Consider the following 26,164-nt stretch of genomic DNA (forward strand, 5'->3'; position numbering starts at 1 on the left):
AAGGGCGACAAGGGCAAGACGATGCGGTTGATGGAACTCCTTGGTGGAACGGGCAAAGCGGGCGACGCCGAAATCGGCGGCCTGACCGCCGACAGCCGCGCCGTGAAGCCGGGTGACCTGTTCGTGGCGCTGCCCGGCAGCAGGGCCGACGGTCGCCAGTTCATCCCAGCTGCCATCGCCGCCGGCGCCGCCGCTATCCTCTCCACACCGGGCACTCGCCTGCCCGAGGGTGCGGCCTCTGTGATCGTTGAAGACAATAACCCCCGCCGCCGCTACGCCGAAATGGCAGCACGCTTCCATGGCGCCCAGCCTGCGCATGTGGTGGCGGTGACGGGCACCAACGGCAAGTCGTCGGTTGTCGATTTCACCCGCCAGTTCTGGGCGGCAGCCGGTGAAAAGGGCGCGAGCCTCGGCACGCTTGGTGTGCGCTCGGACGCGTTCGACCTGCCGGGTGGGCTCACCACGCCCGACCCCATGGCGCTGCACGGCGCGCTCGCGCGGCTGGCGCAAGCAGGTGTTACCCACGCAGCACTTGAGGCATCGAGCCACGGCCTTGATCAATACCGGCTGGACGGCGTGCGGCTGGAGGCTGCGGCCTTCACCAACCTGTCGCGCGATCATCTGGACTATCACCAGACGGAACATGCCTATCTCTATGCCAAGGCGCGCCTGTTTGGCGAACTGCTACGCCCCGGTCACACGGCAGTGGTCAATCGCATCGATGCGGGCGGCCGCCTGATCGAAGACCTCAGCTGGGGTCGCGGCATCACCACGCTTGGCGTGGGCGAAGATGAAAAGGCGGCGATCCGCGTGCTGCGCAAGGCGGCAACGCCTACGGGCATCGACCTGACTTTCAGCTTTGAAGGCCACAAATATGACGTCTCGCTGCCGCTGATTGGCGGCTTCCAGGCGGACAATGTGCTGGTGGCGGCAGGCCTCGCGACCGCCAGCGGCATCCCGATGGAAGCGCTTGTGGCGGCCATGCCGGCGCTGAAGGGCGTGCCGGGGCGGATGGAGCTTGCCGGCATGACGGGCAAGGGGGCAGCCATCTATGTGGACTATGCCCACACGCCCGACGGCCTTGAAACGGTTCTGAAATCCGCGCGCGGCCACACCAAGGGCCGCCTGCATGTTCTGTTCGGTTGCGGCGGAGACCGCGACCGGGGCAAACGTCCGCTGATGGGGGAGATCGCCACCCGGCTCGCCGATGTGGTGATCGTCACGGACGACAATCCGCGCACCGAGGAGGCCGTGTCGATTCGCGCGGCAATCCTCGCGGCATCGCCGGGCGCGCTCGAAATTGGCGAGCGGCGTCAGGCCATTGCCGGCGCTATTGACGGCCTCGAAACCGGCGACATTTTGATCGTCGCCGGCAAGGGGCACGAAGAGGGGCAGATCGTCGGGACGGAGACGCTGCCTTTTTCAGACATAAAGACCGTCCGTGAGCTGATCGGTTAAGGGGGAACGCCACAATGGACATTTCCGAGCCATTATGGACGTCAAGTGAATGCGAAATCGCCTGTGGGCGTCAGCGCCGCCGTCCGTGGTATGCGGATGGTGTGCAGACCTCGGCGTCGTCCGTCTTGCCGGGCGATCTTTATATTGCGCTTGAGCTCGAGGGCAGGGACGACGAGGAGGAACTGGCGACCGCGTTCAATCGCGGGGCCGTTGCCGCCATCGTGCCGACCTCAAGCCCGGCGAGCGATATCGTAGACGACCGCATGATGGCGGTCCCTGATATGGAAGCGACCATCGCCTCGCTCGCCCGCTATGCGCGCCTGCGTGCGCCGATGCAAACCGTTGCGATCAGCGGTGCGCGCGGCAACCGCACGCTGACAGCGGCGCTTGTCGCCACACTCGGCTCCACGGGGCCGGTGCACAGTGCCCGTACGAGCGGGGAGGGCGACCTTGCCCGCACCATGATCCGGCTGGCGCGCGGTACGCGCTTCGGCATCTTCGATCTCGGGGTTGAAGAAGCAGCAGCCATCCAGCCTGCCGCCCGCCTGATGGGCGCGGATATCGCTGTCCTCACCGGCATCGGCGCCGATGTGGAAGACACCGCTGACGCTGAAATCCGTGTGGCAGCCGCAGCTGCCCTCGTTGAAACACTGCCCGCTGAAACCGGCACCGCCATTGTTGCGGCCGACATGCCGGGCGCTGACCGGCTGATCGGCGCCGCACTTGCCACGGGCCGCCAGGTCATCACCGTTTCGGTCGATCCGGCCTCGGGTGCCGACATTGCACCCAGCCGCATCAAGGAATGCTGGGACTGCACCTGCGTGACCGTTGATGTGCTTGGCACGCCTGTCACCTTCAAGGTCGCGGCGCCCGGCCGCATCTGGGCGATTTCCGGCCTGATCGCGCTCACTGTGGCCGTGCTGACCGGCGCCGATGTTGGCCAGGCTGCCCTCGCGCTTGCCTCCGTCCAGCCCATCGAAGGCCGTGGCCGCCACATTCCGCTGTCGGCAGCGGGCGGTCACATGCTGATGATCGACCACAGCGCCGGGCTGGAAGCGGGTGAAATGCGGGATGTCCTGAAGGGTATGACGCGGGTACCGACGAAGCCGGGTGGCCGCCGTATCGCGCTTCTGGCTGATCCTGAGGGCGCGCCGGAATTAAGTCTCGTCAGCGCCATGGTTTCGGCTGATTTGTCGCGTCTCTTCGCCCTCGGTGATCGGGTCGCGGAAGCCGGGATGGAAGCCGAAACGGCGGTCGAGCGTGTGGTGTTGACCCAGCGTCTGGCCGAGCGGGTGATCAGTGTCCTTCGCCCCGGCGATGTGCTGCTGGTTTGCGGTGGTACTGGCACGGGCCTCGGTGCGGTGGTTGCCGAACTTGTGGCGCGCTGCTCGGTCGATGACGATCACCTGACCCTGAACCTGCGGCTCGCCGAATGACCGGGCGGTCCGTGCCGCCCCAAACAGTCCTGCGTAGAGGAGTATCCGATGCTTTATAATCTGCTGGCCCCGCTTGCGAGCGATTACGGATTCCTCAATCTTTTCCGCTACCTGACCTTCCGGACCGGGGCCGCTGTCCTGACCGCGCTGTTCATCTGTTTCGTCATGGGGCCGTCGATCATCCGCTGGCTGAAATCGAAACAGAAAAAGGGCCAGCCGATCCGTACCGACGGGCCGGAAAGCCACATCATCTCCAAGGCCGGCACGCCCACAATGGGCGGCTTCATGATCCTCCTTGGCCTCGGTATCTCCACCTTCCTGTGGTCGGACCTGTCGAACCCCTATGTGTGGGCGGTGATTGTTGTCACCGTCGGCTTCGGCCTGATCGGCTTTGCCGATGATTATCTGAAGGTCACCAAGGTTTCGCCCGATGGTGTGCCCGGCAAGCTGAAGCTACTGGCCGAGGCGGTGATCGCGGGTGCTGTCGCCTGGTGGGTTGGTGACCTTGGTGGTGGCACGCTGGCTGTGCCCTTCATGAAGGAAACCGCAATCCCGCTTGGCTATTTCTACGTGCCCTTCGCCATCTTCGTGATCGCGGGCGCGGGCAATGCCGTGAACCTGACGGACGGGCTTGACGGCCTTGCCACCGTGCCGGTGATCATCGCCGTCGGTGCCTTCGGCTTCATCGCCTATATGGTCGGCAATGCTGTTTATGCGCAGTATCTGGGCATCCTGCATGTGCCGGGTTCGGGCGAACTGACCATCTTCTGCGGTGCGCTCATCGGCGCCTGCCTCGGCTTCCTGTGGTTCAACGCGCCGCCTGCCATGGTCTTCATGGGCGACACCGGTTCGCTCGCCCTTGGCGGTGCGCTCGGTACCCTTGCCGTGATCACCAAACACGAAGTGGCGCTGGTGATCATCGGTGGCCTTTTCGTGCTCGAAACCGTTTCGGTGATCGTGCAGGTCGCGTCCTTCAAGCTGACCGGCAAGCGCGTGTTCCGCATGGCGCCGCTGCATCACCATTATGAGAAAAAGGGCTGGGCGGAGCCGACCATCGTCATCCGTTTCTGGATCATTGCCGTTGTGCTTGCGCTCATCGGCCTTGCGACCCTCAAGCTGAGGTAAGTGGATGATCGTTCCTGCGGGATATGAGGGAAAAAAGATTGCCGTCTTCGGCCTCGCACGCACCGGCCTTGCCGCGATCGAGGCATTGAAAGCCGCGGGCACCACCGTGCTTGCCTGCGATGATAATAGCGACCGTGCGAGGACGCTGCCTGAGTATGCTGACCTGCAGTCTGCTGCCTGGGACGGCATCGACGCCCTTGTTCTTGCCCCCGGTGTGCCGCTGACGCACCCGAAGCCCCATTGGGTGGTGGAAAAGGCGAAAGCGGCCGGTGTTTCGATCATCGCGGACTTTGACCTTTTCGAAGCTGCCCGCCCCACACTCGCGCCCCACAAGTTGGTCGCCATCACCGGCACCAATGGCAAGTCGACAACGACCGCGCTGATGACCCATGTGGCCGCCGCCTGCGGTGCGCCGGCTGCCATGGGCGGCAATATTGGCACCGCACTGATGGCGCTGAAGCCGCTGACCCAAGGCGGTGTCTATGTTGTCGAGGCATCAAGCTATCAGCTCGATCTCGCCAGAAACTTCACGGCGGATGTTGCGATCCTTCTGAATATAACGCCCGACCATCTGGACCGTCACGGCGGGATGGCAGGCTATGTGGCTGCCAAAAAACGCCTGTTCACGCTGCAAGGCCCGGATGGCCGCGCGGTGGTTGGTGTTGACGATGCCCCGTCCGCCCGCGTCGCTGCCGAGCTTGGCGACCGCGCGGTGCCGGTATCGGTCATGAAATCACTTGATCGCGGTGTTTACGTCGAAGGCGGCCAACTGATCGACGCCATGGAAGGTGCGCCGGTTGCGGTTGGCTCGCTGGGCGATTTGTCGCGCCTTCGCGGTGCGCACAATTGGCAGAATGCGGCGGCGACCTATGCGGCCGCCCGTATCCTCGGTTTTGACCGCGCGGCTATCTGGGCGGCGCTCAAATCCTTCCCGGGCCTTGCCCACCGGCAGGAGCAGGTCGCCGTTATCGGCGGGGTGGCCTTTGTGAATGACAGCAAGGCGACGAATGTGGACGCCGCCGCCCGCGCCCTTGATGCCTTCCCGCGCATCCACTGGATCGCTGGCGGGCAGGCCAAGGAAGACAGCCTCGCCGGGCTTGAAGCTGGCCTTGCCCATGTGCGGGCAGCTTACCTGATCGGCGATGCCGCCGACCTGTTCGCGCGCCTTCTGGAAGGCAAGGTCGCTGAAATCCACAAGGACGGCACGCTCGACCGCGCCATCGCCCATGCGGCATCGAAGGCTGCGTCGGGCGACGTTGTGCTGCTGTCGCCGGCCTGTGCCTCTTTCGACCAGTTCACCAGTTTCGAGCACAGGGGTGATGTGTTCCGCACCCTTGTGAAGTCCATGCAGGGAGCCGCCGCATGATCGCCTTTTCGCGCAACGACAATAGTGTGATGTCGCGCTGGTGGTGGACGGTGGACCGCTGGATGCTCGGCCTTGTTGTCGTGCTCGTTATGACCGGTCTATGGCTCACGCTGACGGCGTCGCCTGCGGTCGCCGAACGGCTCGGCCTTGATGCGCTCCATTTCGTGAAGCGCCAGACGATGTTCCTCGGTCTCGCGCTTTGCACGGTGGTGGGCGTGTCGATGATGTCGACGTCGCTTGTGCGGCGGGTGTGCGTGCTTGGCATGCCCGTGATGCTCCTGTTGATGGTCGCGACATTGCTGATCGGGCCGGAAATCAAGGGCGCCACGCGCTGGCTGCAGATCGGCAGTTTCACCCTGCAGCCGAGCGAGTTTCTGAAACCCTTCTTTGTGGTTACTACCGCCTGGGTGCTTTCCAGCCAGTTTGGCGGCGAGGATATCCCGTCGAAGCGTATCGCGGCCATGCTTTACGGTCTCGTTGCTGGCCTTCTGGTGCTGCAGCCGGACTTCGGCCAGACGGTGCTGATCAGCGCAGTATGGATTTCGCAGATGGCAATTGCCGGCCTGCCGATCATGTGGGTGGCGCTTGCCGGTGTTTCGGGCCTCTTCGGTGTCGGTCTTGCCTATGCCCTGCTGCCGCACGTGGCAAGCCGTATCGACCGTTTCATCAACCCGGAAAGCGGCGACACCTATCAGGCGGACAAGGCGCTTGAAGCCTTCCAGTCGGGCGGGCTGCTGGGCCGCGGCCCGGGCGAGGGCGTTGTGAAACTGCACCTGCCGGACGCCCACACCGACTATATCTTCGCCGTCGTCGGCGAAGAATTCGGCGCCATCGCCTGCATCCTGCTGCTTCTCCTGTTTGCCGGGATTGTGGTGCGTGGTCTTGCCCATCTTCTGGATGAAGAAGACCCCTTCCGTATGCTGGCCGCCGCTGGCCTCATCATGCAGTTCGGCTTGCAGACGCTGATCAATGTGGGCGTGAACCTTGTGATCCTGCCGTCCAAGGGCATGACGCTGCCCTTCATCTCCTACGGCGGTTCGTCGATGCTGGCGCTGGCCATCGGCGTCGGCATGATCCTCGCGCTGACCAAACGCAATCGCTTCATCCGGCCGGGCCTTGATCCGGTTGGCTGGAAGGCGGCTGAATGAGTGTGCCTCTCCATATCCTTCTGGCCGCTGGCGGCACCGGCGGGCACATGGTGCCGGCCGAAGCGCTGGCTGCCGAGCTGACCGCGCGTGGGCACCGCGTTTCGCTTGTCACCGATGCGCGCGGTGACGCCTTCAAGACGATCATGGCGGGGATCGACCGTTTCGTGCTGCAGGCAACCAGCCACATGCAGGGCGGCATCGTCGGCAAGCTGAAGGCAGGCATCAGCCTTGTCGGCAGCTTCTTCGCCGTGCGGCGCCACTTCCGCGCCGTGCAGCCCGACGTGATTGTCGGCTTCGGTGGTTATCCTTCGATGCCGGCGGTGATGGGAGCAAAAAGCCTTGGGCTGCCCTATATCCTGCATGAACAGAATGCCGTGCTTGGCCGTGTGAACCGCTGGACCGCCAAAGGGGCGGCAGTGGTGGCGCTGACGACGGCGGCGACCGAACGTGTGCCCACAGGCGCCAGAACGGCTGTGACCGGCAATCCGGTCCGCCCCGCCGTGCGCGAGGCCGCGAAAACAGCCTATGCAGTACCGGAGGAAGGTGGTCCGGTCCGGCTTTTTATCCTCGGTGGCAGCCAGGGCGCACATATCCTGTCGAAGACAGTGCCCGGCGCGCTGGCGATGCTTGACGACGCCACCCGGTCGCGCCTTCAGGTGCAGCATCAGGCCCGGCCCGCTGATGGCCCCATGGTCACGGCCCTTTATGCAACGGCGGGCATTACGGCAAAGGTTGAGGCCTACTTCGAAAATGTGCCGGAAATCCTCGCCTCAACCCATCTTGTCATCTCGCGCGCGGGGGCATCGACCCTTGCGGAACTGACCGCTGTTGGCCGCCCGGCGATCCTTGTGCCGCTGGCCATCGCAGCCGACGATCACCAGCGCGCCAATGCCGCCCCGCTGGTGGCCGCAGGCGGCGCGATCGCAGTTGCGGAAAAGGACTTCACGCCGGATCATCTCGCCGCTATGGTGCGCGACCTTTTGAAGGAACCCGCCCGGCTTTCCGCCATGGCGGCATCCATGAAATCCGCTGCACAAGGTGACGCCGGCAAGGCGCTCGCCGATCTTGTGCTGGCCCAACTCTCACCCCGTCAGGAGCAGATCGCATGAAAGGCATCCCCTTCGATATCGGCGCAGTACATTTTGTCGGTATTGGCGGCATCGGCATGTCGGGAATTGCCGAGCTCATGCATAACCTTGGCCACCGGGTGCAGGGATCGGACCTTTCGGACAGCGCGAATGTTGAGCGTCTGCGCAAGCTCGGGATCGAGGTCAAGATCGGCCATATGGCCGAGAATGTGACCGGCACCCGCGTTGTGGTGATCTCGTCCGCTGTCAAAAGCACGAACCCTGAAGTCGTCGAGGCCCGCCGCCTTGGCATCCCTGTGGTTCGCCGCGCCGAAATGCTGGCCGAGCTGATGCGCCTCAAATGGTGTGTGTCGGTCGCCGGTACCCACGGCAAGACAACAACGACCTCGATGGTCGCTACGCTTCTGGAAAGCGCTGGCATCGACCCGACCGTGATCAACGGCGGCATCATCAACAGCTATGGCACCAACACCCGCCTTGGTGAAGGTGACTGGATGGTTGTGGAAGCGGACGAAAGCGACGGCACCTTCGTCAAGCTCCCCGCCACCATCGCGATCGTGACGAACATGGACCCCGAGCATCTCGATTTCTACGGCGATGTCGAGAAGATGCGGGCGGCCTTCATCCAGTTTATCGAACGCGTACCCTTCTATGGCGCGGCGATCTTGTGTGTCGATCACCCGGGCGTTCAGGGGCTGATCCCCGAAGTGCTCGACCGCAAGATCGTCACTTATGGTTTCTCGCCGCAGGCCGAAGTGCAGGCCATGAACCTGCAATCGTCGAAAGGCATCAGCACCTTCGATGTGGTGATCCATGGCCGTGGCGGGGCAGAAGACACCGTGATCGAAGGGATCACCCTGCCGATGCCCGGCCGCCACAATGTGCAGAATGCGACGGCGGCGATTGCGGCCGGTCTGCAGATGGGCATTTCGCACGACAAGCTTCTGAAGGCTTTCGAGAATTTCTCGGGCGTGAAGCGCCGCTTCACCAAGGTGGGCGAAGCCAAAGGCGTGACGGTGATCGACGATTACGGCCATCACCCGGTGGAAATCGCCGCCGTGCTGAAAGCGGCGCGCGAAAGCTTCGATGCCAAGGTCGTTGCCGTGGTGCAGCCGCACCGCTACACGCGCCTCAAATCGCTGTTCGAAGATTTCTGCACCTGTTTCAATGATGCCGACACGGTGATCGTCACCCCGGTTTATGAAGCGGGCGAAGCGCCGATTGAAGGCGTGGACCGGGACGCGCTTGCCGAAGGGCTTGTCTCCCACGGTCACCGGCAGGTGGACCGGGTGGACGGTGAAGACGATCTCGCCGCTGTCGTGGCGCGCTATGTTGACGATGGCGATGTGGTCGTTTGCCTCGGGGCAGGGTCGATCAGCGCGTGGGCAAACCGTCTGCCGCCGCGCCTGCAAGCGGCAATCGAGGTGCGCTGATGGTGATGTTGGCGCACAAGGCGGACTTTCTGGGCAAGCTACCCCATATACGGGGCCGGCTCGTCGAGGATGCGCCTTTGTCGCGCCTCAGCTGGTTCCGCACGGGCGGTACCGCAGACCTTCTGTTTGAACCCGCCGACGCTGACGACCTGATCGCATTCTTGCGCGCACTCCCTACAGACGTGCCGGTCACCGTGATCGGCGTGGGCTCCAACCTCCTTGTCCGCGATGGCGGCGTGGCGGGCGTGGTGATCCGCTTGGGGCGTGGCTTTGCGGGCATTGAAACCCGCGGCGATATCGTCAAGGCGGGTGCCGGTGCCATGGATGTGCATGTCGCCCGCAAGGCGCAGGAAGCGGGCCTCGCCGGGCTTGAGTTTCTGGTCGGCGTGCCCGGCACCATCGGGGGTGCCGTCCGCATGAATGCGGGCGCCTATGGCCGCGAGGTCAAGGATGTGCTGCTGCATGCCCGTGCGGTGGACCGTCTTGGTCATGTGCACGAGCTGGACCTTGTCGACATGGGCTACAGCTACCGCCACGCTGACGTGGCGGATGACCTGATCTTCATCGATGCGGCCTTCAAGGGCACGACCGATGACAAGGCGACCATCGCCGCCCGGATGGATGAAATCACCACGGCCCGCGCTGACAGCCAGCCGATCGGCACCCGTACCGGCGGCTCCACCTTCAAGAACCCCGAAGGCGGCAAGCGCGCGTGGGAACTGATCGATGAAGCCGGCTGCCGGGGCTTTGCCATCGGCGATGCCATGGTTTCCGACAAGCACTGCAATTTCCTGATCAATAGAGGCAAGGCGACCGCTGCCGAGATCGAGGCTGTGGGCGAAACCGTCCGTGCCCGCGTCAAGGAAGCGTCGGGCGTTGAGCTTGAATGGGAAATCAAGCGCATTGGCCGCGAAGCCGGGGAGGGCGCTGCATGACCGCACTGATCCGCCCCCGCCGCGTCGTCAATGGTGTTTTCTTCGGGCTTGTGCTCGCCGCCCTTGCCTATGGCGGTATCCAGGGCTGGCAAAGCGGCTGGTTCGTGGACCGCAGCCGTGACGCCGGCTTTGTGCTGAGCGACATTTCGGTCGAGGGTGCAACGCGCACCCGTCAGGGGGATGTGCTTGCCGCCCTTGATGTGGACACCGGCATGCCGATCCTCGCGATTGACCTGATCGCCATGAAGGAACGGCTGGAGACGCTGCCGTGGGTGAAAACGGCGGTTGTCAGCCGCGTATTCCCGGGCTCGCTTGTCGTGAAGGTTTCCGAGCGCCAGCCGTTCGCGCTGTGGCAGGCGGACGGCAAGGTGCATCTGATTGACGCTGAGGGCATCATCATTACCAGCCGCGGCCTTGCCGAATTCACCGGCCTGCCGTTGATCGTCGGGGCTGGTGCCACCCGCGACCTGCCGAGCCTTGTGACGCTGCTGGACGACGCCCCCGAATTCAAAGGCATGATCAAATCGGCTGTGCGCATCGGGGGACGGCGCTGGGATCTGGTGTTCACCAATGGTATCCGCCTGAAGCTGCCTGAAGATATGGGCTCCTACAGTGCCCGTATGGCGTGGTCGGATTTCCGCACCCTTGAAAAGCAGGACCAGCTTCTGGCCCGCGAGATCGATGTGATCGACATGCGCCTGCACGACCGCATGGTCCTGCGCGTGTCGCCTGCCGGCAAGGCCCAGATGGACGGCCGGGAGAGCGCGACATGAGCGCCCGGAACGAAGGCCTGATCGCCGCCCTTGATGTGGGCTCCGCCAAGGTCGCCTGCCTGATCGCCGAAATCGGCCCCTCGGGCCAGATCACGGTGAAGGGTGTGGGCAACCGCGCCTGTCACGGCGTGTCGGCAGGGGCAGTGATCGACATGGCGGAAACCGAAAAGGCGATCCGGGCAAGCGTCGATCAGGCTGAGCGCATGGCGGGTGCGACGATTGCCGATGTGGTTCTGTCCTTTTCGGGCGGTGATCCGCGCAGCGCCGTGATCGAAGCCGAGATCGAAATCGGCGGTCATGCAGTGGCGGAAGCCGATGTCATTCAGGTGGTGAACAAGGCGCGGTCGGATTTCGATCCGGGCGATGCCTCGATCCTGCATGCGGTGCCGGCGGCCTATTCGCTCGATGGCAATTATTCGCCCCACCCGCCGGTTGGCATGTATGGCAAGAAGCTGGGTGTGGCCCTGCATATCGTCACCTGCGATGACGGCCCGCTCCGTAACCTTGAGGCCTGCGTGCGCCGCGCGCACCTGAACGTGGCCGATGTCGTGCTGGCGCCCTATGCCGCCGGCCTCGCCACGCTGGTGGAAGACGAAGCCAAGATGGGGGCTGCCAGCATCGATATCGGCGGCGGCACGGCGGGCATCAGCGTTTTTGCGCAAGGTGCCTTGGTCCACAGTGAAGTGGTGCCCATCGGCGGCTCGCATGTGACGGAAGAAGTTGCCCGCGCGCTTCTGACCCCGTTCGAGCATGCCGAGCGGCTGAAAACCTTCAATGGTTCAGCACTGCCGGACCAGATGGACAACAAGGTCGAGATCGAAGTGCCGCAAGTGGGCGAGACCGACCGCGAGACGAGCTTCGCCCGGATGCCGCGTTCGGCGCTCAATCACGTTGTCCAGCGTGAGCTAGAAACGCTGTTTGCGACGGTTGGTGACCGGCTTGATGCATCGGGCTTCGGTGGTGTCAGCGGGCGGCGCGTGGTGCTGTCGGGCGGTGTGGCGCAGACCGAAGGGGTGCGTGAACTGGCAGCCGCAGTCCTTGGCCGGCAGGTGCGGATCGGCCGGCCGACGCTTGTGGGCGGGTTGCCGGCGGCGGCACAGTCGCCTTCGTTCGCAACCGCTGTGGGCATGCTGATCTATACCGCGCGGATGCAGCGGCACGGTCGTCAAAAGAGCAAAAACTGGCGTACGGCGGGTACCAAGCCGAAGGGCACAATCGCCAAACTTGTTTACTGGATTCGAGAGAATTTCTGATCGGGGGAATCTGCCCCGGCCAGAACAAGAAAAAAGTACGAAAAAAGCAGGGAAAACGGGACAAAAACGCGGAAGGGGACTGGCGCCGATTCGGCGGTCGGGCTACAAGGAATGAAACGGAGGAACATGGGCAATGTCGATCGAGTTTGAAAACATGGAACTGACTGAACTGACACCGCGCATCCTGGTTATCGGGGTCGGCGGTGCGGGCTGCAATGCGGTGAACAATATGATCGCCGCACAGCTCCAGGGTGTGGATTTCGTGGTGGCGAATACGGACGCGCAGGCACTGGCTTCGAGCCTTGCCGACAACCGCGTCCAGCTAGGTGCACAGATCACCCAGGGCCTCGGTGCAGGGGCCCAGCCGAAGGTGGGTGAAAGTGCCGCCGAGGAGTCGATCGAGGCGATCGACCGTATCCTTGATGGCTGCCACATGGCCTTCATCACCGCCGGCATGGGTGGCGGCACCGGCACCGGGGCTGCCCCGGTAATCGCCCGCCGTGCCCGCGAACGTGGCATTCTGACCGTAGGTGTGGTGACCCGTCCCTTCCACTTCGAAGGTGGCCGCCGCATGAAGATTGCCGACGCAGGCATCGCCGCGCTGTCGAGCCATGTGGATACGCTGATCATCATCCCGAACCAGAACCTGTTCCGGGTGGCAAACGAGCGCACGACCTTTGCCGATGCCTTCAATATGGCGGACGAAGTGCTGCACTCGGGTGTGCGCGGCATCACGGACCTCATGGTCATGCCGGGCCTTATCAATCTCGACTTCGCAGACGTTCGCACCGTCATGTCCGAAATGGGCAAGGCCATGATGGGCACGGGCGAAGCGGACGGCGAAGAGCGCGCCATGGCCGCTGCCGAAGCCGCCATCGCCAACCCGCTGCTGGAAGACGCCAGCCTCAAGGGTGCCAAGGGCGTGATCATCAACGTCACCGGCGGCATGGACATGACCCTTTACGAGGTCGACGCTGCCGTGAACATGGTGCGCGAGCAGGTGGACCCTGATGCACTGATCGTTTTCGGTTCGGCTTTCAACCCGGAACTCGATGGCCGCATCCGCGTGTCTGTCGTTGCGACTGGCATCGAAGGCGGTGCCATCGACCTGCCGGTGCCGAGCCGCGCCACCATCGCGGCCCGTGTGGCGACCCCGACCCCGGTTGTCGAGCCGGTTAGGGAAGAGGCCCCGGCTGTTCAGGAAGAAGAAGTCGCGGTTGAAGAACCCGTGGCGGAAGAGGCCACTGACGAGTTCGCTGAAGCTGTTCTCGAGGAAAGCCTGATCGTTGGCGACAGCATGGATACGTCCGACTTCGCCGAGGATTATGCCGAGGAAGAGGCTTCGGAAGAAGATTTCGCTGAGGACGACGCCGACGATATCGAAGCTCGTGCGCTTGCCGCCCGGGAAGACGAAGGCTTTGTGGCCGAAGCGCCGATGATGCCGAAAGCCCGCCAGACCGCCTACCGCGCGGCTGATGTGGTGCAGGAAGAAGCTTATGCCAAGGGCACGACCGAAGCGCCGCGCCGCGAGGCCGAGCCGATCCAGCCCGGCAGTGCAGCCCCGGCGGCAGCACCGCGCCGCAGCCTCTTTCAGCTGATGACCTCGGGTTTCCGTAATAACGAGGAAGCGGGCGCCCAGGCCCCGGTTGACGAGCCTTCGAACGACGAAGCCCGCCGCCGCACCAGCCTTGGCGGGGTGAGCGCAGAGGACCGCCCGGCACCTTCAAGCGAACAGCTTGAAATCCCGAGCTTCCTGCGCCGCCAGCAGAACTGAATAACCAGAAAAACCGACAGGACGTAGCTGCCACCATGTCCTGTCGATAAGACATTGCCTGCCTTGAAGGCCGGACCTGCCGTCCGGCCTTTTTCTTTTGTCTTGTGTCCAGTATGTACCCTATGTACCATGTGTACGACTGGTACATAGGGTATTCTGTGAAATACCTGGGTCGTAGTGAACGAGGCGTGGATGCAGATCACCGTAGATATCGAAGCTGAAGAGCCCCTCTTTGCCCAGCTTGTCTCGGGCATCAAGGAGGCGATCGGCAGTGGCAGGCTGGCGCCCGGCGCGCCGCTGCCTTCGATCAGGCAGCTCGCCAACGATCTGGACCTGAACAGCAAGACAGTCGCCAAGGCATACCGGATGCTGGAGCGGGATAATGTGATCCAGACAAAGGGCTACCGCGGCACCTTTGTGCATCCCGAAGCGAAAGAACATCTGGCTTTCGATCTCGCTGGCTGGGTGGAAGCCCAGCTCGCGGATGCGGTGGAGACGTGTCGGGCGCGCGGTGCCAGCGACAGCGAAATTCGCATCGCATTTGGCGCCATCATGCAGCAGAAACAATAGGAGACCAGCGATGCCGTTTCTTTCAGCGACAATGTTCGAGACTATCTTCTATCTGGTATTTGCGGCCCAGATCGCGCTGGTCTCACTTTATTATCCGAAGCAGATTGGCGCTCGAATCCTTCATGTCTTCGATCATTATCCGCCAGCCGACTATCCGAAACTATATGCCGGTGCCGGGCCTGAGGGGATCGACCGGGGCCGCAGGCAGATTGCCCTTTATCTGGGGGTCAATCGGGCGATCGCCGTACTGGGGCTGATTGTCCTCGTCAGCTTGATCGCATCCGGCTACGAGTTCGGCCCGAAAGGCGGTGCGGAGCTTTTTGTCGGCGGCTACTTCATGGTGCAGGCGCTGCCCTATATCTATCTCGCCGTGGCAGAATTCGCGCAGTACAAGGCTTTGCGCAGGGCATTTCACACGGTTCGCCGGTCAGCCGATCTGACGCGTCGGCGCCTCTTCGATTATATCGCGCCCGGCTATGTTGTGGCGGCGGTCGTCTCCTATGTCGTCTGGGTGGTGTTCCAGATCGGTGGCCGTCCGGTAAGTGAATGGCGCGAAGATGTCTATCTTGCCGTGCCGCTGATCACCGCCATGAATGTCGCCTATATCTTCATGATCCGGCATTTCATTTCGGGGCGGCGTCTCAATCCGCTTGCCGGGCCGACCGACCAGTTTATCCAGACCGAGATGCAGGTAAAAACGCTCGTTCTCTCGTCGATCTTCTGCAGTGTCTTTCTGACGCTGATGATTGCGGCAGGCCGCTACGGGTTCGAGTTCATGGATCCCATTGTCACGAGCCTTTTCCTGCAGCTTTGCATGGTTTTCTCGGTGGGGATGACGCTGAAGTCGGTCAATCCTAAAGAGGTCGATTTCGAGGTCTATCGCGGCAACAGTTGAACAGTCAGGTGGCCAGACGGAATTCGAGGGTGGAAACCACCCTCAGCTTCTTGATGATCTGGCCGGACTCTGCGCTGCCTTTGCCGCCTTCACCTGCAAGAATTTCGATATTGCCCTGATGGGCGCGCTTCAGCCCGATAAGGCGGGTGAAAGCTTCAGCCGCGTAGCGTTCCGCACTTTCCCTTGCCCTGGATGAGGCCTCCCACAGAAGCTCGGGCGCAAGGCTGCTGATATCGGAAATCTGAAAAACCGGCGCCGGGCGGGAGACGAGCGTCACACCGTTCGCCTTGAGCCGCGCGGTATCCTGATAGGCCGACGCCACCGACCAGACGGCCCCCGTCTCGATGCGGATCGTACAGGCAGCACGGACGGGTGCCCCTTCCTTGCGGGTCAGGCTGGGCGCCCCGGAGGACCAGTCGCGAGGGCGGAGGCCGTGGCTGATCAGGAAACTGTCCACCGCGCGGCACTGGCGTGACAGGGCAGCGAGGGCGTCGATTTCCTTTTCGCCGTGCGCTTGCAGGCGCAGGGTCCAAACGGCGCTGTCGGCCATTATCTCGCGTTCGGCAAGGCCCTGAACCGTGACGAAGCGGTCTTCCGGCTTTTCATGCTGGTTGGTGGCGACAATCCACCCAGAGAGGGAAATTCGGCTGGCGGTGACCATGCCGACACTGGTGTTACTCTTGTTCGAAATCATGTCCTAAACCTTGGCGCCGCTCTTGCTCCTGGCGGCTTTGCGCACTCAAGATGTGTGCCAAAATGGGACATAAATGTGGCAGAGGCTACCTATTCCTGCACTTTTTCGCCTTTTTCCCAGCGGGCGGCGTCGGCATCGTCCTTTGCCTTGGCTTCGACCCATTCGCCAGCCGTTCCATGGCGACTTTCCTTCTTCCAGAAGGGGGCGCGGGTTTTCAGATAATCCATCAGGAAATCGGCAGCTTCAAACGCCGCGCGGCGGTGGGCGGAGGCGGTGACAACAAGCACGATGGGGTCGCCGGGCGTGAGACGACCGTAACGGTGAATCACGCGAACTCCATCCAGCGGCCAGCGTTTGCAGGCATCTTCGGCGATGGCAGTCAGCTCGCGCTCCGTCATGCCGGGATAATGCTCCAGCGTCATGGCTTCCAGGTCGCCGGTCAGGTCACGGACAAGGCCGGTGAAGCTGACAACAGCACCGATATCCGTGCGGCCAGCGGTGAGGGCGGCGACTTCGGCACCGGTATCGAAAGCTTCCGCCTGGACGCTGACGCTGGGTGTGGGAGCCACGGCGTCAGCCCCCCGTCACCGGCGGGAAGAAGGCAATCTCAAGCGCACCCTGCACCGGCGCATCGAATTCGACATGGACCTGATCACGGGCAACGCGGATGGAGGCCATATTGGCGAGCGCTTCGCGGTGCCCTTCGCTGCGGGTGGAAAGCCAGTTGGCGAGATCGGCGATGGTGACAATGTCACCCGGCACATCGAGGGTTTCTTCGCCCGTGCCCACACGCTCCCGGAGGGACGCGAAATAAAGGATCAGCATGATGTCACACCATGTGGCGGAGGCCGGTCCGCAGATAGTCGTAGCCTGTGTAAAGCGTCAGGATTGCCGCGATCCAGAGGCCGAAAAGGCCCAGTTCCTGCGCGGGCAGGCCAAGGGCCGGCGCACCTTTCGTCCAGCACAGGGCGCCGAGCGCCACCATTTGCACGGTCGTCTTCCATTTGGCGAGGCGGGTAACCGGCACACTGACATGCAGCCCCGCCAGAAATTCACGCAGGCCCGAAACCAAAAGCTCGCGGCACATGATGATGACGGCGGCAATCACATGCACGCCCGACACCCAGTCGGCCGCGACCACCATCAGGAGGATGGCACCCACCATCAGCTTGTCGGCGATGGGGTCCAGAAACTGGCCGATCTTCGAGACGCTGCCCGTGGCGCGGGCCAGATAGCCGTCGAAAAAGTCGGTGATGCCGGCAAGCGTGAAGGAGATGAAAGCAATGTGGCTGCCCAGCCGCTCATCTTCCATGAAGAAGCTGGCGATCAGGATCGGGATCACGATGATCCGCGACATGGTCAACAGGTTGGGCAGGGTCCACATAGAAGTGCGGCTTTCGGAATCGAGGGCCAAACTGGCTGCTACCTTACTCGTTCCGCCGCGTGCGTCAACAGATGCAACAAAAGGTTATCGATCGTGAAAATGATCGTAGATGGCCTGCGCCATGGCGGCAGATATCCCGTCGACGCTCATCAGGTCGCGCACATCGGCGCCGGCCACTGCCTTGGCCGAGCCGAAATGGTGCATCAGCGCCTTCTTGCGTTTCGGGCCGATGCCCGGCACACCGTCGAGCGGTGATTTTACGATATCGCCAGCCCGGCGCGCCCGGTGGCTGCCGATGGCAAAGCGGTGGGCTTCGTCGCGCAGGCGCTGCAGATAGTAAAGAACCGGGTCATTCAGGGGCAGGGTGAAGGTGTCGCGCCCCGGCATATGGAACTGCTCGCGCCCGGCATTCCTGTCCGGCCCTTTCGAAATGGCGACGAGCGCAACATCGCTGACGCCCAGTTCTTCGAGCGTTTCGACAACCGATGACAGCTGCCCCTTGCCGCCGTCGATCAGCACCACATCGGGCCACATGCCGCGCTCGCGGTTTTCGTCTTCCTTCAGGAGGCGGGCGAACCGGCGCGTCATCACTTCCCGCATCATGCCGAAGTCATCACCGGGGGTGAGGTCTTCGGACTTGATGTTGAATTTCCGGTACTGGTTTTTCATGAAGCCTTCAGGCCCGGCGACGACCATGCCGCCGACTGCATTGGTGCCCTGGTTGTGGCTGTTGTCATAAACCTCGATCCGCTCGGGTGGGGCATCAAGATCGAAAAGCTCGGCCACGCCTTCAAGGAGCCGTGTCTGGCTGGCGCTTTCGGCGAGCCGTCGGTCGAGCGCTTCATTGGCGTTCCGGATGGCTTCCTTCATCACGTCGGCCTTGCGGCCGCGCTTGGGGATGGCAATTTCCACCCGCCGGCCCGCATGGGTCGACAGGGCATCGGTCAGCAGCGCCATTTCCGGCATGTCGTGGGAGACAAGCACCTGTCGGGGCACCGGCTTGTCGGCGTAGAATTGCCCGATGAAGGCTTCCAGCACATCGCCGATGCCTTCGGTTTTGTCGTGGCGCGGGAAATAGGCGCGGTGCCCCCAGTTCTGGCCGTTCCTATAGAAGAACATCTGGATGCCGATCTGGCCGCCTTTTTCGGCGGCCGCAATCACGTCGGCCTCGTCCACCATCGCATTCACCATGCTTTGGTGGCTCTGGATCTGGGTCAGCGCCCGCAGGCGGTCGCGGAACACGGCCGCGCGTTCGAAATCGAGCGCGTCGCTCGCTTCCTGCATGGCTTCGGCAAAGCGCTTCTGGATATGGCTGGTGCGGCCTTCAAGGAAGGCGCGGGTTTCATCCACCATCTCCGCATAGTCATCGGCGCTGACCTTATCGACGCAAGGGGCGGAGCAGCGCTTGATCTGATGCAGCAGGCAGGCACGGCTGCGACCTTCAAGCATGCTGTCGCTGCAGGAGCGCAGCTGGAAGACCTTCTGCAGGGTATTGAGCGTTTCGTTCACGGCAGAGGCGCTGGCGAAGGGACCAAAGTAGCGGCCCTTGTTGCGCCGGGCGCCACGATGCTTCGAAATCTGCGGCCAGCGGTGATCCTCCCGCAGGAGGATATAGGGGAAGGATTTGTCATCCTTCAGAAGCACGTTATAGGGCGGGCGGTAGCGTTTGATGAGCGAGGCTTCAAGGAGCAGCGCTTCGGCCTCGGTACGGGTCGTCACAAACACCATCGACCGCGTGGCGGATACCATGCGCTGGATGCGGATGATCAGCTGATCGAACCGCGTGTAGCTTGTTACCCGCGCCTTGATGTTCTTTGCCTTGCCGACATAGAGCACATCGCCGTTCGCATCGAACATGCGATAGACCCCCGGCTGGGTGGGGGCTGTCTTCAGGTGACGCTTGATGGTGGCTACGCCGTCGTTTTCGATCACAGGTGTCATATCCGGACTGGGGCAGGAAGTGCGGTGGCAATTCTGGCGTCTGGCGCGTCGGGAATCAATGCTGCGGAACCGACTTTGATTCGTCTAAAAAGATTTCCACGAATCCTGTGGATAACCATGTGGGCAACTTTGGTTCTGTCGCCGCAACGCCGCTGTAACACTGGGGTCAGAGCTGATTGCCCATTTTTTGTGCATTCGAGTTAAGTGTTTGAAAACATTGGGTCAAGGGCCTATTTCATCCTGCCACTATATTAAAATAAAAATGGCATCTTGTCTGACCATATGGGCTGTGGCAGCGCGCGATTCGGTGTGCACAACTCAAGTGCCCGGAATCCGGTCAAAGCGTTGAAAAGCCGAAATATTACCGAACTGTTAAGTATTGATTTCAGCTGGGACGGTGGCGTTCGATCTCGACGCCGACGCTGAGGGCGCCTTCAACGGCTTCGAGCTTTTCCACCTTCACGCGTGCGCCGATCACCCGCAGATCGACGAGGCAGAGGTCGGCGATTCGCTCGGCGAGCGTCTCAACGAGGTTGATATGACCGGCTTCCAGGATGGTCTGGATGCCTTTCACGATCTCGTTGTAACAGACGACGTTGGCCAGCTGGTCCTCGTGATGCTCCAGCGTCTCTTTCACGGAAAGATCCACATTGATGCGGATACGCTGGTGCGCGCCTTTCTCGTGTGCCCAGACGCCGATCTCGGCCGAGGTCTCATAGTCGCGGACAAAAACATGACGCACGCCGCGGGTGGCGTCGGCGTAAGGCAGGCGCAGCACATTCGCAAGCGGGTTCGATTTGGGCATTGCCTCGTCGGCCATGTCAACTCTCCACGATATCAGGGGTCTGCCAGGCTAGATGCTGGCCCCCGTCGAGCGCCAACATTTGCCCCGTCATGGACGGAGTCTCAAGCAGAAACCGCACGCTCGCGCAGATTTCATCAAGCGTGGGGCCGTGGCCGAGGGGCACCTTGGCCGCTTCCTGATCGAAGGTTTTCTTTGTCTGATGGATGCTTGGCAGCACCGGACCGGGGCCGATGGCATTGACGCGAACACGCGGTGCCAGCGCCTGTGCTGTTGTCTGCGTCAGGGTCCAGAGGGCAGCTTTCGAGGCCGTATAGGACATGAAAGTGGGATTGAGCCGCCAGACGCGCTGGTCAATGAGGTTGATCACATTGCCTTGGCACGCTGCCGGCAGCCCGGCGGCCAGCGTCTGGGTCAGCAACAGGGGGGCGAGCGTGTTGACCGACAGATGCGCCTGCCAGCTTGCCGCTGTCAGCGTGTTGATCTCGTCGGGCTCGAAGAGCGAGGCATTGTTGATGAGGATTTCAATCGGCTGGCCGAGGGCTGCCGCTGCTTCGGGTACTATCTTCTGCACGACGGCTGCTTCCGCGAGATCGGCCTGCACGATGGCGGCCTCGCCACCCTTCCCGCGAATGAGCGCTGCCGTTTCCTCGGCGCCTGCAAGCCCATGCTCGCGGCAATGGAGGGCAACGGCGTGGCCGTGGGCCGCGAGATCAAGCGCGATGGCGCGCCCGATGCGCTGGCCCGCACCCGTTACGAGGGCGGCCCCTTCTCTCCTGGCTGTCGTCATCGTCCGGCTCCCCGAATTTGTTTCGCTGAAGTAAGGCTTCAGTAGCCGGTGTCAAGATCGAGCAGGTTTTCAGGTCGTTCGCCGCGTTCGATCCGTGCGATATTGCGCGCCACATATTCAGCCGCCGTGTGAGGGCGGGTGATTGCTGCCACATGCGGGGTGATGATGATCTTCTCATGCTCCCATGCCGGATGATCTACCGGCAGCGGCTCTACCGGGAATACATCCAGCATGGCGCCGGCCAGATGGCCGCTGTCGAGCGCGGCGATCAGGTCTTCCAGCACCACAAGCCCGCCGCGACCGGCATTCACAATGGCAGCCCCCTTGGGAAGCTCGGCGAGCGTTTCAGCTTCGAGCAGTCCTTTGGTCTCGGGGGTCTCGGGCAGCAGGCAGAGCAGGATATCGCTGGCGCGCAGGAACGGGCGAAGCCCTTCGTCGCCATGATAAAGCGTGCGACCGGGCTCGGGGGCGCGTTCGCGCCGCGTCCATCCGCTGATCTGGTAGCCGAAGGCGGAAAGCGAGTCTGCGACCACATGGCCAAGCGTGCCGTAGCCCATGATGCCCACGCGAACGTGCGAGGCTGCAGGGGAGAAAACACGGCCCCATTTGCCGTGGCGCTGTGCGGCGATCAGTTGCGGTAGCTGGCGGTGGAACATCAGGGTCGCCATGGTCAGATATTCGCGCATGCCTTCATGCAGCGCGTCGTCGCCCATGCGAATGACCGGCACGTTACGGGGCAGGTCGGGGTCGCGCATCAGATGGTCGATCCCGGCGCCGAGCGAGAAAATGGCCTTTATATTGGGATAGCGCGCCAGAAGGCCTGGCTCGGGTTCCCACACGAAGGCATAGGCGGGGCCATCTTCCGGATTGCCCCAGTCGGGGTTGCCACGAAAGTCCACGCCCGGTATCGCCGCCTGCACGGCATGGCGCCAGGCATCGTGGGGATAGCCATCAAGATAGAAGAGAATCCGTGTCATCTTGCCTCCCGTTCAGACAGGGCGAGTGTGCCATGTGGCGGAGGCCGGATGAAAGTCCTTTTCTTGGCCGGAAATCGGTGAGATTGGGCTTGAAACCCAGCCCTAAAGCCTGTATCCACCGCCCCGGATGGATTGTCTTGCAAGTGTGCCTTTGGCGTCTGCGAGTCTTTCCCTTGCAATTTGGGTGCTCTCCTCTTATGGTGCGCGCCTCGAATCAAGTGGCGCACGCAGTGTGTGGGTCGCGAAACTATCAAGGGACGCCCTGAGGCGATGCCCTCTGAGCGGAAAAGGTAGAAGAAATGGCTGTACCTAAGAGAAAAACGACGCCGTCCCGCCGTGGCATGCGCCGTTCGCACGACGCCCTGAAGGCGATCAACGTGCAAGAAGACTCGCACACCGGCGAGTACAAGCTGCGTCACCATATCGATCTGAAGAGCGGTATGTATCGTGGCAAGCAGATTCTGGAGCCCAAGGGCGACTACTAAGTCCAGCCCGGCTTCGGCTCAAAAAAACCCGGCAGGTCTTTTTCCTGCCGGGTTTTTTGTGTTTAATCGGCACGCAACATCCAAGCCGGGAGGAACCCTCATGCGCTTCCGTTTCATCGCGCCCATCGCCGCAGTCCTCACCATCGCCTGCACGGAGACAAATACGATCACCGGGCGGGACCAGTTCCTGATGATTCCTGCAAGCCAGGATGCCGCCCTCGGCCTTGAGGCCATGAACGAGGTGAAGCAGTCCGTGAAGCTCGTGAAGGGCAAACCGGCCGAGCGCGTGGCGCGGATCGGCAAGCGGATCGCGGCGCTTTCCGACCGGCCGGACATGCAGTGGGAATTTGTGGTCATTGATGAAGACGTGCTGAACGCCTGGGCCCTGCCGGGCGGCAAGGTGGCCGTTTACAAGAAGATGCTCGATATGATGGAAAGTGACGACCAGCTCGCTGCCGTGCTCGGCCACGAGATCAGTCACGCTGTGTTGCGCCACGGGGCTGAAAGCCTGTCGCGCGCGCAGGCCCAGAATATGGCGATTGCCGGCCTCGGGCTGGCGGTCGGCACCTACACCAAAAGCGGGGAAACCGCGCAGCTTGCCGCGACACTCGCGAATGTGGCCGCGCAAGGCTTTGTGGCACTTCCCCACAGCCGCTCGATGGAGCTTGAAGCCGACGATATCGGCACCCGCTATATGGCCCGTGCGGGTTACGATCCCCGTGCAGCCGTGACGCTGTGGCAGAAGATGCAGAAGATGAAGGAAGGCTCGGGCGGCCAGCCCCAGTGGCTTTCAACCCACCCGACCGACCAGCAGCGTATCGACCGCCTGTCGGCCAAGATGGCCGACTATCTGGCTGAATATCAGCGCGCGAAGAAATCGTGACCCTGATCACGTCGGCCTATGCCCGCCAGATGGCGCCCTATAATGCGTGGCAGAACGCCTCTCTCGTGATAGCCGCCGACGGGCTGACGGATGAGGCGCGGAAAGCCGACCGCGGTGCCTTCTTCGGTTCGATTGCGGCAACGCTCAGCCACATCCTCTGGGCTGACCAGATCTGGCTCAGCCGCTTTGGCACAGGGGAGCCGCCAACTGCCCCCGGCATCGCAGATTCCACTGCCGCATATCCTGACTGGGAAGCCTATAAGAAAAAGCGCGCGGCGATGGATGAGGTCGCGAAGGACTGGGCGGCTATGCTTGATGACGACTGGCTGAAAGGCGACCTTGAATGGTATTCGGGCCTCCTGAAAGCCAACATCACCAAGCCCCGCGCGCTTCTGGTTGCCCATATGTTCAACCATGCCACCCATCACCGGGGGCAGGTGCATGCCATGCTGACGGCCGCCGGCGCCAGGCCCGACGATACCGACCTCATGCTGATGACGGTGGTGGATTAGCCGTCCGTTTCATTGAAAATCCGGGTCAATCGTGATATGCCTGCCGCCGGCTGCCGGACCCGGCGCGTGTAGGGGCACGCGACTTCGATATCTCTCCGCAGTTTTTGTTCCTTCCGTTTTGCTTCCCTCGGACCTTCCGGCTGCCTGAGTCTTATCTCATTGGCAAAGGAACATACGATGAGCCGTCTTCTCAAAACGATTGTGGCTGCCAGCATGGTGGCCGGTTTCACGCTGTCTGCATCTGCCGAAAGTCGCGTCAGCATTGTCTGGCACTGCCATTACAAGGAAGGCAAGGGGCCGCAGGATCTGCTGGCGATCAATGGCAAATGGCTGAAGCTGGCCCGTACGAAGGTCAAGGGGGGTGACCTCAACAGCTATCTCGAAAACGCGGTCTTCGGAAAGATCGGTCATTTTGTCTTTGTCGACAGCTATCCGTCGCTCAGTGCCTATGAGGATGTCCGCAAATGGATGATGTCGTCCGACGAGGGCAAAGCGATTGAAGCCGAGTTCAATGCGGCATCCGAATGCAAGAAGAACGAAGTTTACGATTCATGGGAAACCATGCCTGCGAAATAGCAGGTAGCGATCAGTTTCAGCCCCAGTCGAGGCCGATATCGACGGCTGGGGCTGATTGCGTGAGGCGCCCGACCGAGATGAAATCGACGCCGGTTTCGGCAATCGCGCGGATGGTGGTGAGGTTCACCCCGCCCGAGGCCTCCAAGGGTACACGGCCCGCGTTCAGCGCCACAGCCTTGCGAAGTGTGTCGGGCGTCATGTTATCAAGAAGAAGACTGGTGGCGCCTGCTGCAATGGCTTCCTCGGCCTGATCAAGCGTGTCGCACTCAACCTGGATTTTCGCCTGCCCGTGCGCCTTGGCGCCTTCCACAGACTTGGTTACACTGCCAGCAACCGCAATGTGATTGTCCTTGATGAGGACGGCATCGAAAAGCCCCATGCGGTGGTTGACCCCGCCGCCCATCAGGGTGGCATATTTGGCGAGCTTCCGGAGGCCCGGAATGGTCTTGCGGGTATCCAGCAGCCGTGCCTTCGTGCCTTCGATCTTGTCGACATAGGTGCGCGTGAGCGTGGCGATGCCCGATAGGTGCTGCAGGATATTGAGCGCCGTGCGCTCGGCCGACAGGAGCGCGCGTGCCTTGCCGGTCATCCGCACAAGTGCGGTGCCCGCCGGCACCTTGTCGCCGTCCTTCACCAGAAAATCGAGTGTCGCTTCAGGGTCCAGCCGGTGGACGATGGGGGCCACAAGCGGCAGGCCGGCGATCACCATGTCTTCCCGCGCGTTCATGGTGGCGGTGAGCATGGCATCAGCGGGGATCGTCGCCTCAGCCGTTACGTCGCCCGTGGCGATATCCTCGGCAAAGGCGGCGTCGATGAAGGCGTCAATCTCGGCCTGCGTCAGCGGGAAGGCGGACATGGGGGTCAGACCTCGACCTTCGAAACATCGGGGGCGGGGCCTTGCGTCGGGCTCATTTCCAGCATCCGGCGCAGCGGCTTTTCAGCCTTCACGCGGGTTTCTTCATCCAGCTGGATTTCGGGCCCGAGGTCGCGCAGGCAAAGATAGAGCTTCTCCATCGTATTCAGCGCCATGAAGGGGCAGGTGTTGCAGCTGCAATTGCCGTCCGCGCCCGGTGCACCGATGAAGGTCTTGTGCGGGGCCGCCTTTTCCATCTGGTGGATGATGCCGGGTTCGGTCGCCACGATGATCGTGTCGGCCGGGCTATTGATCGAGAAATTCAGGATGTCGCGGGTGGAGCCCACATGGTCGGCATGCGCGATGATATTGTCCGGGCATTCGGGGTGCGCGGCCACGGGGGCATCCGGATACTGGGCTTTCAGCTTGATCAGCTCTTTCTCGCTGAATTTCTCGTGCACGATGCAGGTGCCCTGCCACAGGACCATGTCCTCGCGGCCGAGCTGGCGGGCGAGATAGCCGCCAAGGTGCCGGTCCGGCCCGAAGATGATCTTCTGGTCCTTTGGCAGGCTGTTCACGATATGCTTGGCGTTTGAGCTCGTCACAATGATATCGGAAAGCCCCTTCACCGCTGCCGAGCAGTTGATGTAGCTGAGCACGATATGATCGGGGCGGGCCTTGACGAAGGCTTCGAACTCGTCGGGCGGGCAGCTGTCTTCCAGGCTGCAGCCGGCTTCAAGATCGGGCAGCACCACGATTTTCTCGGGGCTCAGGATCTTGGCGACTTCCGCCATGAAGCGCACGCCGCAGAAGACGATGACATCGGCATCCGTGGCCGCTGCCTTGCGCGACAGGTCGAGGCTGTCGCCCACGAAGTCGGCAATATCCTGGATCGCGCCATCCTGATAATAGTGGGCGAGGATTACCGCGTTCTTTTCCTTCCTGAGGCGGTTGATCTCGGCAACGAGATCGAGGCTCGGGTCAAGGGCGGGGTTCAGGGGCAGATTCATCGT

At 62.3% G+C, this 26,164-nt stretch carries 27 protein-coding genes; 17 read left to right on the top strand and 10 right to left on the bottom strand.

The annotated features are described in order from the left end of the window. Window positions 1-21 precede the first annotated feature (21 nt). The 13 genes from PH603_RS06695 (at window position 22) to PH603_RS06755 (ending at window position 15,254) form a co-directional block, all read left to right on the top strand. Window positions 22-1,458: a UDP-N-acetylmuramoyl-L-alanyl-D-glutamate--2,6-diaminopimelate ligase gene (locus tag PH603_RS06695; protein ID WP_289505258.1), complete on the top strand. Its 1,437-nt coding sequence runs from the start codon at window positions 22-24 to the stop codon at window positions 1,456-1,458. A 14-nt stretch (window positions 1,459-1,472) separates the two neighbouring features. Then, entirely contained in the window at window positions 1,473-2,894 is a 1,422-nt protein-coding gene (locus tag PH603_RS06700) for a Mur ligase family protein (protein ID WP_289505260.1), read from the top strand. A gap of 48 nt (window positions 2,895-2,942) precedes the next feature. Next, window positions 2,943-4,019, top strand: a complete 1,077-nt coding sequence (mraY, locus tag PH603_RS06705; protein ID WP_289505262.1) for a phospho-N-acetylmuramoyl-pentapeptide-transferase — start codon at window positions 2,943-2,945, stop codon at window positions 4,017-4,019. A 4-nt stretch (window positions 4,020-4,023) separates the two neighbouring features. Then, window positions 4,024-5,385, top strand: coding sequence for a UDP-N-acetylmuramoyl-L-alanine--D-glutamate ligase (gene murD / locus PH603_RS06710; RefSeq protein ID WP_289505263.1), 1,362 nt, complete (start codon window positions 4,024-4,026; stop codon window positions 5,383-5,385). After that, complete coding sequence (gene ftsW / locus PH603_RS06715) at window positions 5,382-6,533, top strand: putative lipid II flippase FtsW (RefSeq protein ID WP_289505264.1); 1,152 nt, start codon at window positions 5,382-5,384, stop codon at window positions 6,531-6,533. The genes murD and ftsW overlap by 4 nt, the downstream gene beginning before the upstream one ends. After that, complete coding sequence (murG, locus tag PH603_RS06720; RefSeq protein WP_289505265.1) at window positions 6,530-7,642, top strand: undecaprenyldiphospho-muramoylpentapeptide beta-N-acetylglucosaminyltransferase; 1,113 nt, start codon at window positions 6,530-6,532, stop codon at window positions 7,640-7,642. Before ftsW ends, murG begins: the two co-directional genes overlap by 4 nt. Further along, on the top strand, window positions 7,639-9,054 hold the full coding sequence (gene murC, locus PH603_RS06725) for a UDP-N-acetylmuramate--L-alanine ligase (protein WP_289505266.1): 1,416 nt from the start codon (window positions 7,639-7,641) through the stop codon (window positions 9,052-9,054). Before murG ends, murC begins: the two co-directional genes overlap by 4 nt. Then, a complete protein-coding gene (gene murB / locus PH603_RS06730; RefSeq protein WP_289505268.1) occupies window positions 9,054-9,989 on the top strand; it encodes a UDP-N-acetylmuramate dehydrogenase in 936 nt (311 codons plus the stop codon). Before murC ends, murB begins: the two co-directional genes overlap by 1 nt. Beyond that, on the top strand, window positions 9,986-10,762 hold the full coding sequence (locus tag PH603_RS06735; RefSeq protein ID WP_289505269.1) for a cell division protein FtsQ/DivIB: 777 nt from the start codon (window positions 9,986-9,988) through the stop codon (window positions 10,760-10,762). The genes murB and PH603_RS06735 overlap by 4 nt, the downstream gene beginning before the upstream one ends. After that, window positions 10,759-12,015 (top strand): cell division protein FtsA, encoded by a 1,257-nt coding sequence (ftsA, locus tag PH603_RS06740; RefSeq protein WP_289505270.1) that lies wholly within the window; start codon window positions 10,759-10,761, stop codon window positions 12,013-12,015. Before PH603_RS06735 ends, ftsA begins: the two co-directional genes overlap by 4 nt. A gap of 133 nt (window positions 12,016-12,148) precedes the next feature. After that, window positions 12,149-13,789, top strand: a complete 1,641-nt coding sequence (gene ftsZ, locus PH603_RS06745) for a cell division protein FtsZ (RefSeq protein ID WP_289505271.1) — start codon at window positions 12,149-12,151, stop codon at window positions 13,787-13,789. 192 nt (window positions 13,790-13,981) lie between these two features. Continuing rightward, entirely contained in the window at window positions 13,982-14,359 is a 378-nt protein-coding gene (locus PH603_RS06750; protein WP_289505272.1) for a GntR family transcriptional regulator, read from the top strand. Window positions 14,360-14,369: 10 nt separating this feature from the next. After that, window positions 14,370-15,254, top strand: coding sequence for a hypothetical protein (locus tag PH603_RS06755; protein ID WP_289505273.1), 885 nt, complete (start codon window positions 14,370-14,372; stop codon window positions 15,252-15,254). A 4-nt stretch (window positions 15,255-15,258) separates the two neighbouring features. Here the strand turns inward: PH603_RS06755 and PH603_RS06760 are convergent, their stop codons facing one another. The 8 genes from PH603_RS06760 to PH603_RS06795 form a co-directional block, all read right to left on the bottom strand. Next, window positions 15,259-15,948 carry an SIMPL domain-containing protein gene (locus tag PH603_RS06760; protein ID WP_289505274.1) on the bottom strand — a complete coding sequence of 230 codons (690 nt, stop codon included), beginning with the start codon at window positions 15,946-15,948 and terminating at the stop codon, window positions 15,259-15,261. An 89-nt stretch (window positions 15,949-16,037) separates the two neighbouring features. Further along, window positions 16,038-16,517 carry a molybdenum cofactor biosynthesis protein MoaE gene (locus tag PH603_RS06765; protein WP_289505275.1) on the bottom strand — a complete coding sequence of 160 codons (480 nt, stop codon included), beginning with the start codon at window positions 16,515-16,517 and terminating at the stop codon, window positions 16,038-16,040. A gap of 4 nt (window positions 16,518-16,521) precedes the next feature. Then, window positions 16,522-16,773 (bottom strand): molybdopterin converting factor subunit 1, encoded by a 252-nt coding sequence (gene moaD, locus PH603_RS06770; protein ID WP_289505276.1) that lies wholly within the window; start codon window positions 16,771-16,773, stop codon window positions 16,522-16,524. A gap of 4 nt (window positions 16,774-16,777) precedes the next feature. Next, the gene (gene pgsA, locus PH603_RS06775; RefSeq protein ID WP_289505277.1) at window positions 16,778-17,362 is read right to left on the bottom strand and encodes a CDP-diacylglycerol--glycerol-3-phosphate 3-phosphatidyltransferase; all 585 of its coding nucleotides are present in this window, start codon (window positions 17,360-17,362) and stop codon (window positions 16,778-16,780) included. A 54-nt stretch (window positions 17,363-17,416) separates the two neighbouring features. After that, entirely contained in the window at window positions 17,417-19,273 is a 1,857-nt protein-coding gene (gene uvrC / locus PH603_RS06780) for an excinuclease ABC subunit UvrC (RefSeq protein WP_434783320.1), read from the bottom strand. Between the two features lie 385 nt (window positions 19,274-19,658). After that, entirely contained in the window at window positions 19,659-20,093 is a 435-nt protein-coding gene (folB, locus tag PH603_RS06785) for a dihydroneopterin aldolase (RefSeq protein WP_289505279.1), read from the bottom strand. A gap of 1 nt (window position 20,094) precedes the next feature. Then, the gene (locus PH603_RS06790; protein ID WP_289505280.1) at window positions 20,095-20,865 is read right to left on the bottom strand and encodes an SDR family oxidoreductase; all 771 of its coding nucleotides are present in this window, start codon (window positions 20,863-20,865) and stop codon (window positions 20,095-20,097) included. Window positions 20,866-20,903: 38 nt separating this feature from the next. Then, window positions 20,904-21,842: a 2-hydroxyacid dehydrogenase gene (locus PH603_RS06795; protein WP_289505281.1), complete on the bottom strand. Its 939-nt coding sequence runs from the start codon at window positions 21,840-21,842 to the stop codon at window positions 20,904-20,906. A gap of 299 nt (window positions 21,843-22,141) precedes the next feature. Between PH603_RS06795 and rpmF the strand changes: the two genes are divergently transcribed. The 4 genes from rpmF to PH603_RS06815 all read left to right on the top strand — a co-directional run bounded on the left by rpmF (window position 22,142) and on the right by PH603_RS06815 (window position 24,298). Then, complete coding sequence (rpmF, locus tag PH603_RS06800; RefSeq protein WP_289505282.1) at window positions 22,142-22,327, top strand: 50S ribosomal protein L32; 186 nt, start codon at window positions 22,142-22,144, stop codon at window positions 22,325-22,327. Between the two features lie 100 nt (window positions 22,328-22,427). Further along, window positions 22,428-23,210: a M48 family metallopeptidase gene (locus PH603_RS06805; protein ID WP_289505283.1), complete on the top strand. Its 783-nt coding sequence runs from the start codon at window positions 22,428-22,430 to the stop codon at window positions 23,208-23,210. Further along, a complete protein-coding gene (locus PH603_RS06810; protein ID WP_289505284.1) occupies window positions 23,207-23,722 on the top strand; it encodes a DinB family protein in 516 nt (171 codons plus the stop codon). The genes PH603_RS06805 and PH603_RS06810 overlap by 4 nt, the downstream gene beginning before the upstream one ends. Window positions 23,723-23,899: 177 nt before the next feature. Beyond that, window positions 23,900-24,298, top strand: a complete 399-nt coding sequence (locus PH603_RS06815; protein WP_289505285.1) for a hypothetical protein — start codon at window positions 23,900-23,902, stop codon at window positions 24,296-24,298. A gap of 16 nt (window positions 24,299-24,314) precedes the next feature. Here PH603_RS06815 and nadC read toward each other — a convergent pair whose 3' ends face one another. Next, on the bottom strand, window positions 24,315-25,154 hold the full coding sequence (gene nadC, locus PH603_RS06820; protein WP_289505286.1) for a carboxylating nicotinate-nucleotide diphosphorylase: 840 nt from the start codon (window positions 25,152-25,154) through the stop codon (window positions 24,315-24,317). A gap of 5 nt (window positions 25,155-25,159) precedes the next feature. Then, the gene (gene nadA, locus PH603_RS06825; RefSeq protein ID WP_289505287.1) at window positions 25,160-26,161 is read right to left on the bottom strand and encodes a quinolinate synthase NadA; all 1,002 of its coding nucleotides are present in this window, start codon (window positions 26,159-26,161) and stop codon (window positions 25,160-25,162) included. Window positions 26,162-26,164: the final 3 nt, after the last annotated feature.

The organism is Gimibacter soli (assembly GCF_028463845.1).
In the GTDB taxonomy this organism is placed as follows: Bacteria; Pseudomonadota; Alphaproteobacteria; order Sphingomonadales; family Kordiimonadaceae; genus Gimibacter; species Gimibacter soli.

What these genes read in the sequence shown, in the direction of transcription:
- PH603_RS06695 (WP_289505258.1), top strand. Translation starts at nt 22, where the DNA reads ATGCGGTTGATGGAACTCCTTGGTGGAACGGGCAAAGCGGGCGACGCC.
- PH603_RS06700 (WP_289505260.1), top strand. Translation starts at nt 1,473, where the DNA reads ATGGACATTTCCGAGCCATTATGGACGTCAAGTGAATGCGAAATCGCC.
- mraY (WP_289505262.1), top strand. Translation starts at nt 2,943, where the DNA reads ATGCTTTATAATCTGCTGGCCCCGCTTGCGAGCGATTACGGATTCCTC.
- murD (WP_289505263.1), top strand. Translation starts at nt 4,024, where the DNA reads ATGATCGTTCCTGCGGGATATGAGGGAAAAAAGATTGCCGTCTTCGGC.
- ftsW (WP_289505264.1), top strand. Translation starts at nt 5,382, where the DNA reads ATGATCGCCTTTTCGCGCAACGACAATAGTGTGATGTCGCGCTGGTGG.
- murG (WP_289505265.1), top strand. Translation starts at nt 6,530, where the DNA reads ATGAGTGTGCCTCTCCATATCCTTCTGGCCGCTGGCGGCACCGGCGGG.
- murC (WP_289505266.1), top strand. Translation starts at nt 7,639, where the DNA reads ATGAAAGGCATCCCCTTCGATATCGGCGCAGTACATTTTGTCGGTATT.
- murB (WP_289505268.1), top strand. Translation starts at nt 9,054, where the DNA reads ATGGTGATGTTGGCGCACAAGGCGGACTTTCTGGGCAAGCTACCCCAT.
- PH603_RS06735 (WP_289505269.1), top strand. Translation starts at nt 9,986, where the DNA reads ATGACCGCACTGATCCGCCCCCGCCGCGTCGTCAATGGTGTTTTCTTC.
- ftsA (WP_289505270.1), top strand. Translation starts at nt 10,759, where the DNA reads ATGAGCGCCCGGAACGAAGGCCTGATCGCCGCCCTTGATGTGGGCTCC.
- ftsZ (WP_289505271.1), top strand. Translation starts at nt 12,149, where the DNA reads ATGTCGATCGAGTTTGAAAACATGGAACTGACTGAACTGACACCGCGC.
- PH603_RS06750 (WP_289505272.1), top strand. Translation starts at nt 13,982, where the DNA reads ATGCAGATCACCGTAGATATCGAAGCTGAAGAGCCCCTCTTTGCCCAG.
- PH603_RS06755 (WP_289505273.1), top strand. Translation starts at nt 14,370, where the DNA reads ATGCCGTTTCTTTCAGCGACAATGTTCGAGACTATCTTCTATCTGGTA.
- PH603_RS06760 (WP_289505274.1), bottom strand. Translation starts at nt 15,948, where the DNA reads ATGATTTCGAACAAGAGTAACACCAGTGTCGGCATGGTCACCGCCAGC.
- moaD (WP_289505276.1), bottom strand. Translation starts at nt 16,773, where the DNA reads ATGCTGATCCTTTATTTCGCGTCCCTCCGGGAGCGTGTGGGCACGGGC.
- uvrC (WP_434783320.1), bottom strand. Translation starts at nt 19,273, where the DNA reads ATGACACCTGTGATCGAAAACGACGGCGTAGCCACCATCAAGCGTCAC.
- folB (WP_289505279.1), bottom strand. Translation starts at nt 20,093, where the DNA reads ATGGCCGACGAGGCAATGCCCAAATCGAACCCGCTTGCGAATGTGCTG.
- PH603_RS06790 (WP_289505280.1), bottom strand. Translation starts at nt 20,865, where the DNA reads ATGACGACAGCCAGGAGAGAAGGGGCCGCCCTCGTAACGGGTGCGGGC.
- PH603_RS06795 (WP_289505281.1), bottom strand. Translation starts at nt 21,842, where the DNA reads ATGACACGGATTCTCTTCTATCTTGATGGCTATCCCCACGATGCCTGG.
- rpmF (WP_289505282.1), top strand. Translation starts at nt 22,142, where the DNA reads ATGGCTGTACCTAAGAGAAAAACGACGCCGTCCCGCCGTGGCATGCGC.
- PH603_RS06805 (WP_289505283.1), top strand. Translation starts at nt 22,428, where the DNA reads ATGCGCTTCCGTTTCATCGCGCCCATCGCCGCAGTCCTCACCATCGCC.
- PH603_RS06815 (WP_289505285.1), top strand. Translation starts at nt 23,900, where the DNA reads ATGAGCCGTCTTCTCAAAACGATTGTGGCTGCCAGCATGGTGGCCGGT.
- nadC (WP_289505286.1), bottom strand. Translation starts at nt 25,154, where the DNA reads ATGTCCGCCTTCCCGCTGACGCAGGCCGAGATTGACGCCTTCATCGAC.
- nadA (WP_289505287.1), bottom strand. Translation starts at nt 26,161, where the DNA reads ATGAATCTGCCCCTGAACCCCGCCCTTGACCCGAGCCTCGATCTCGTT.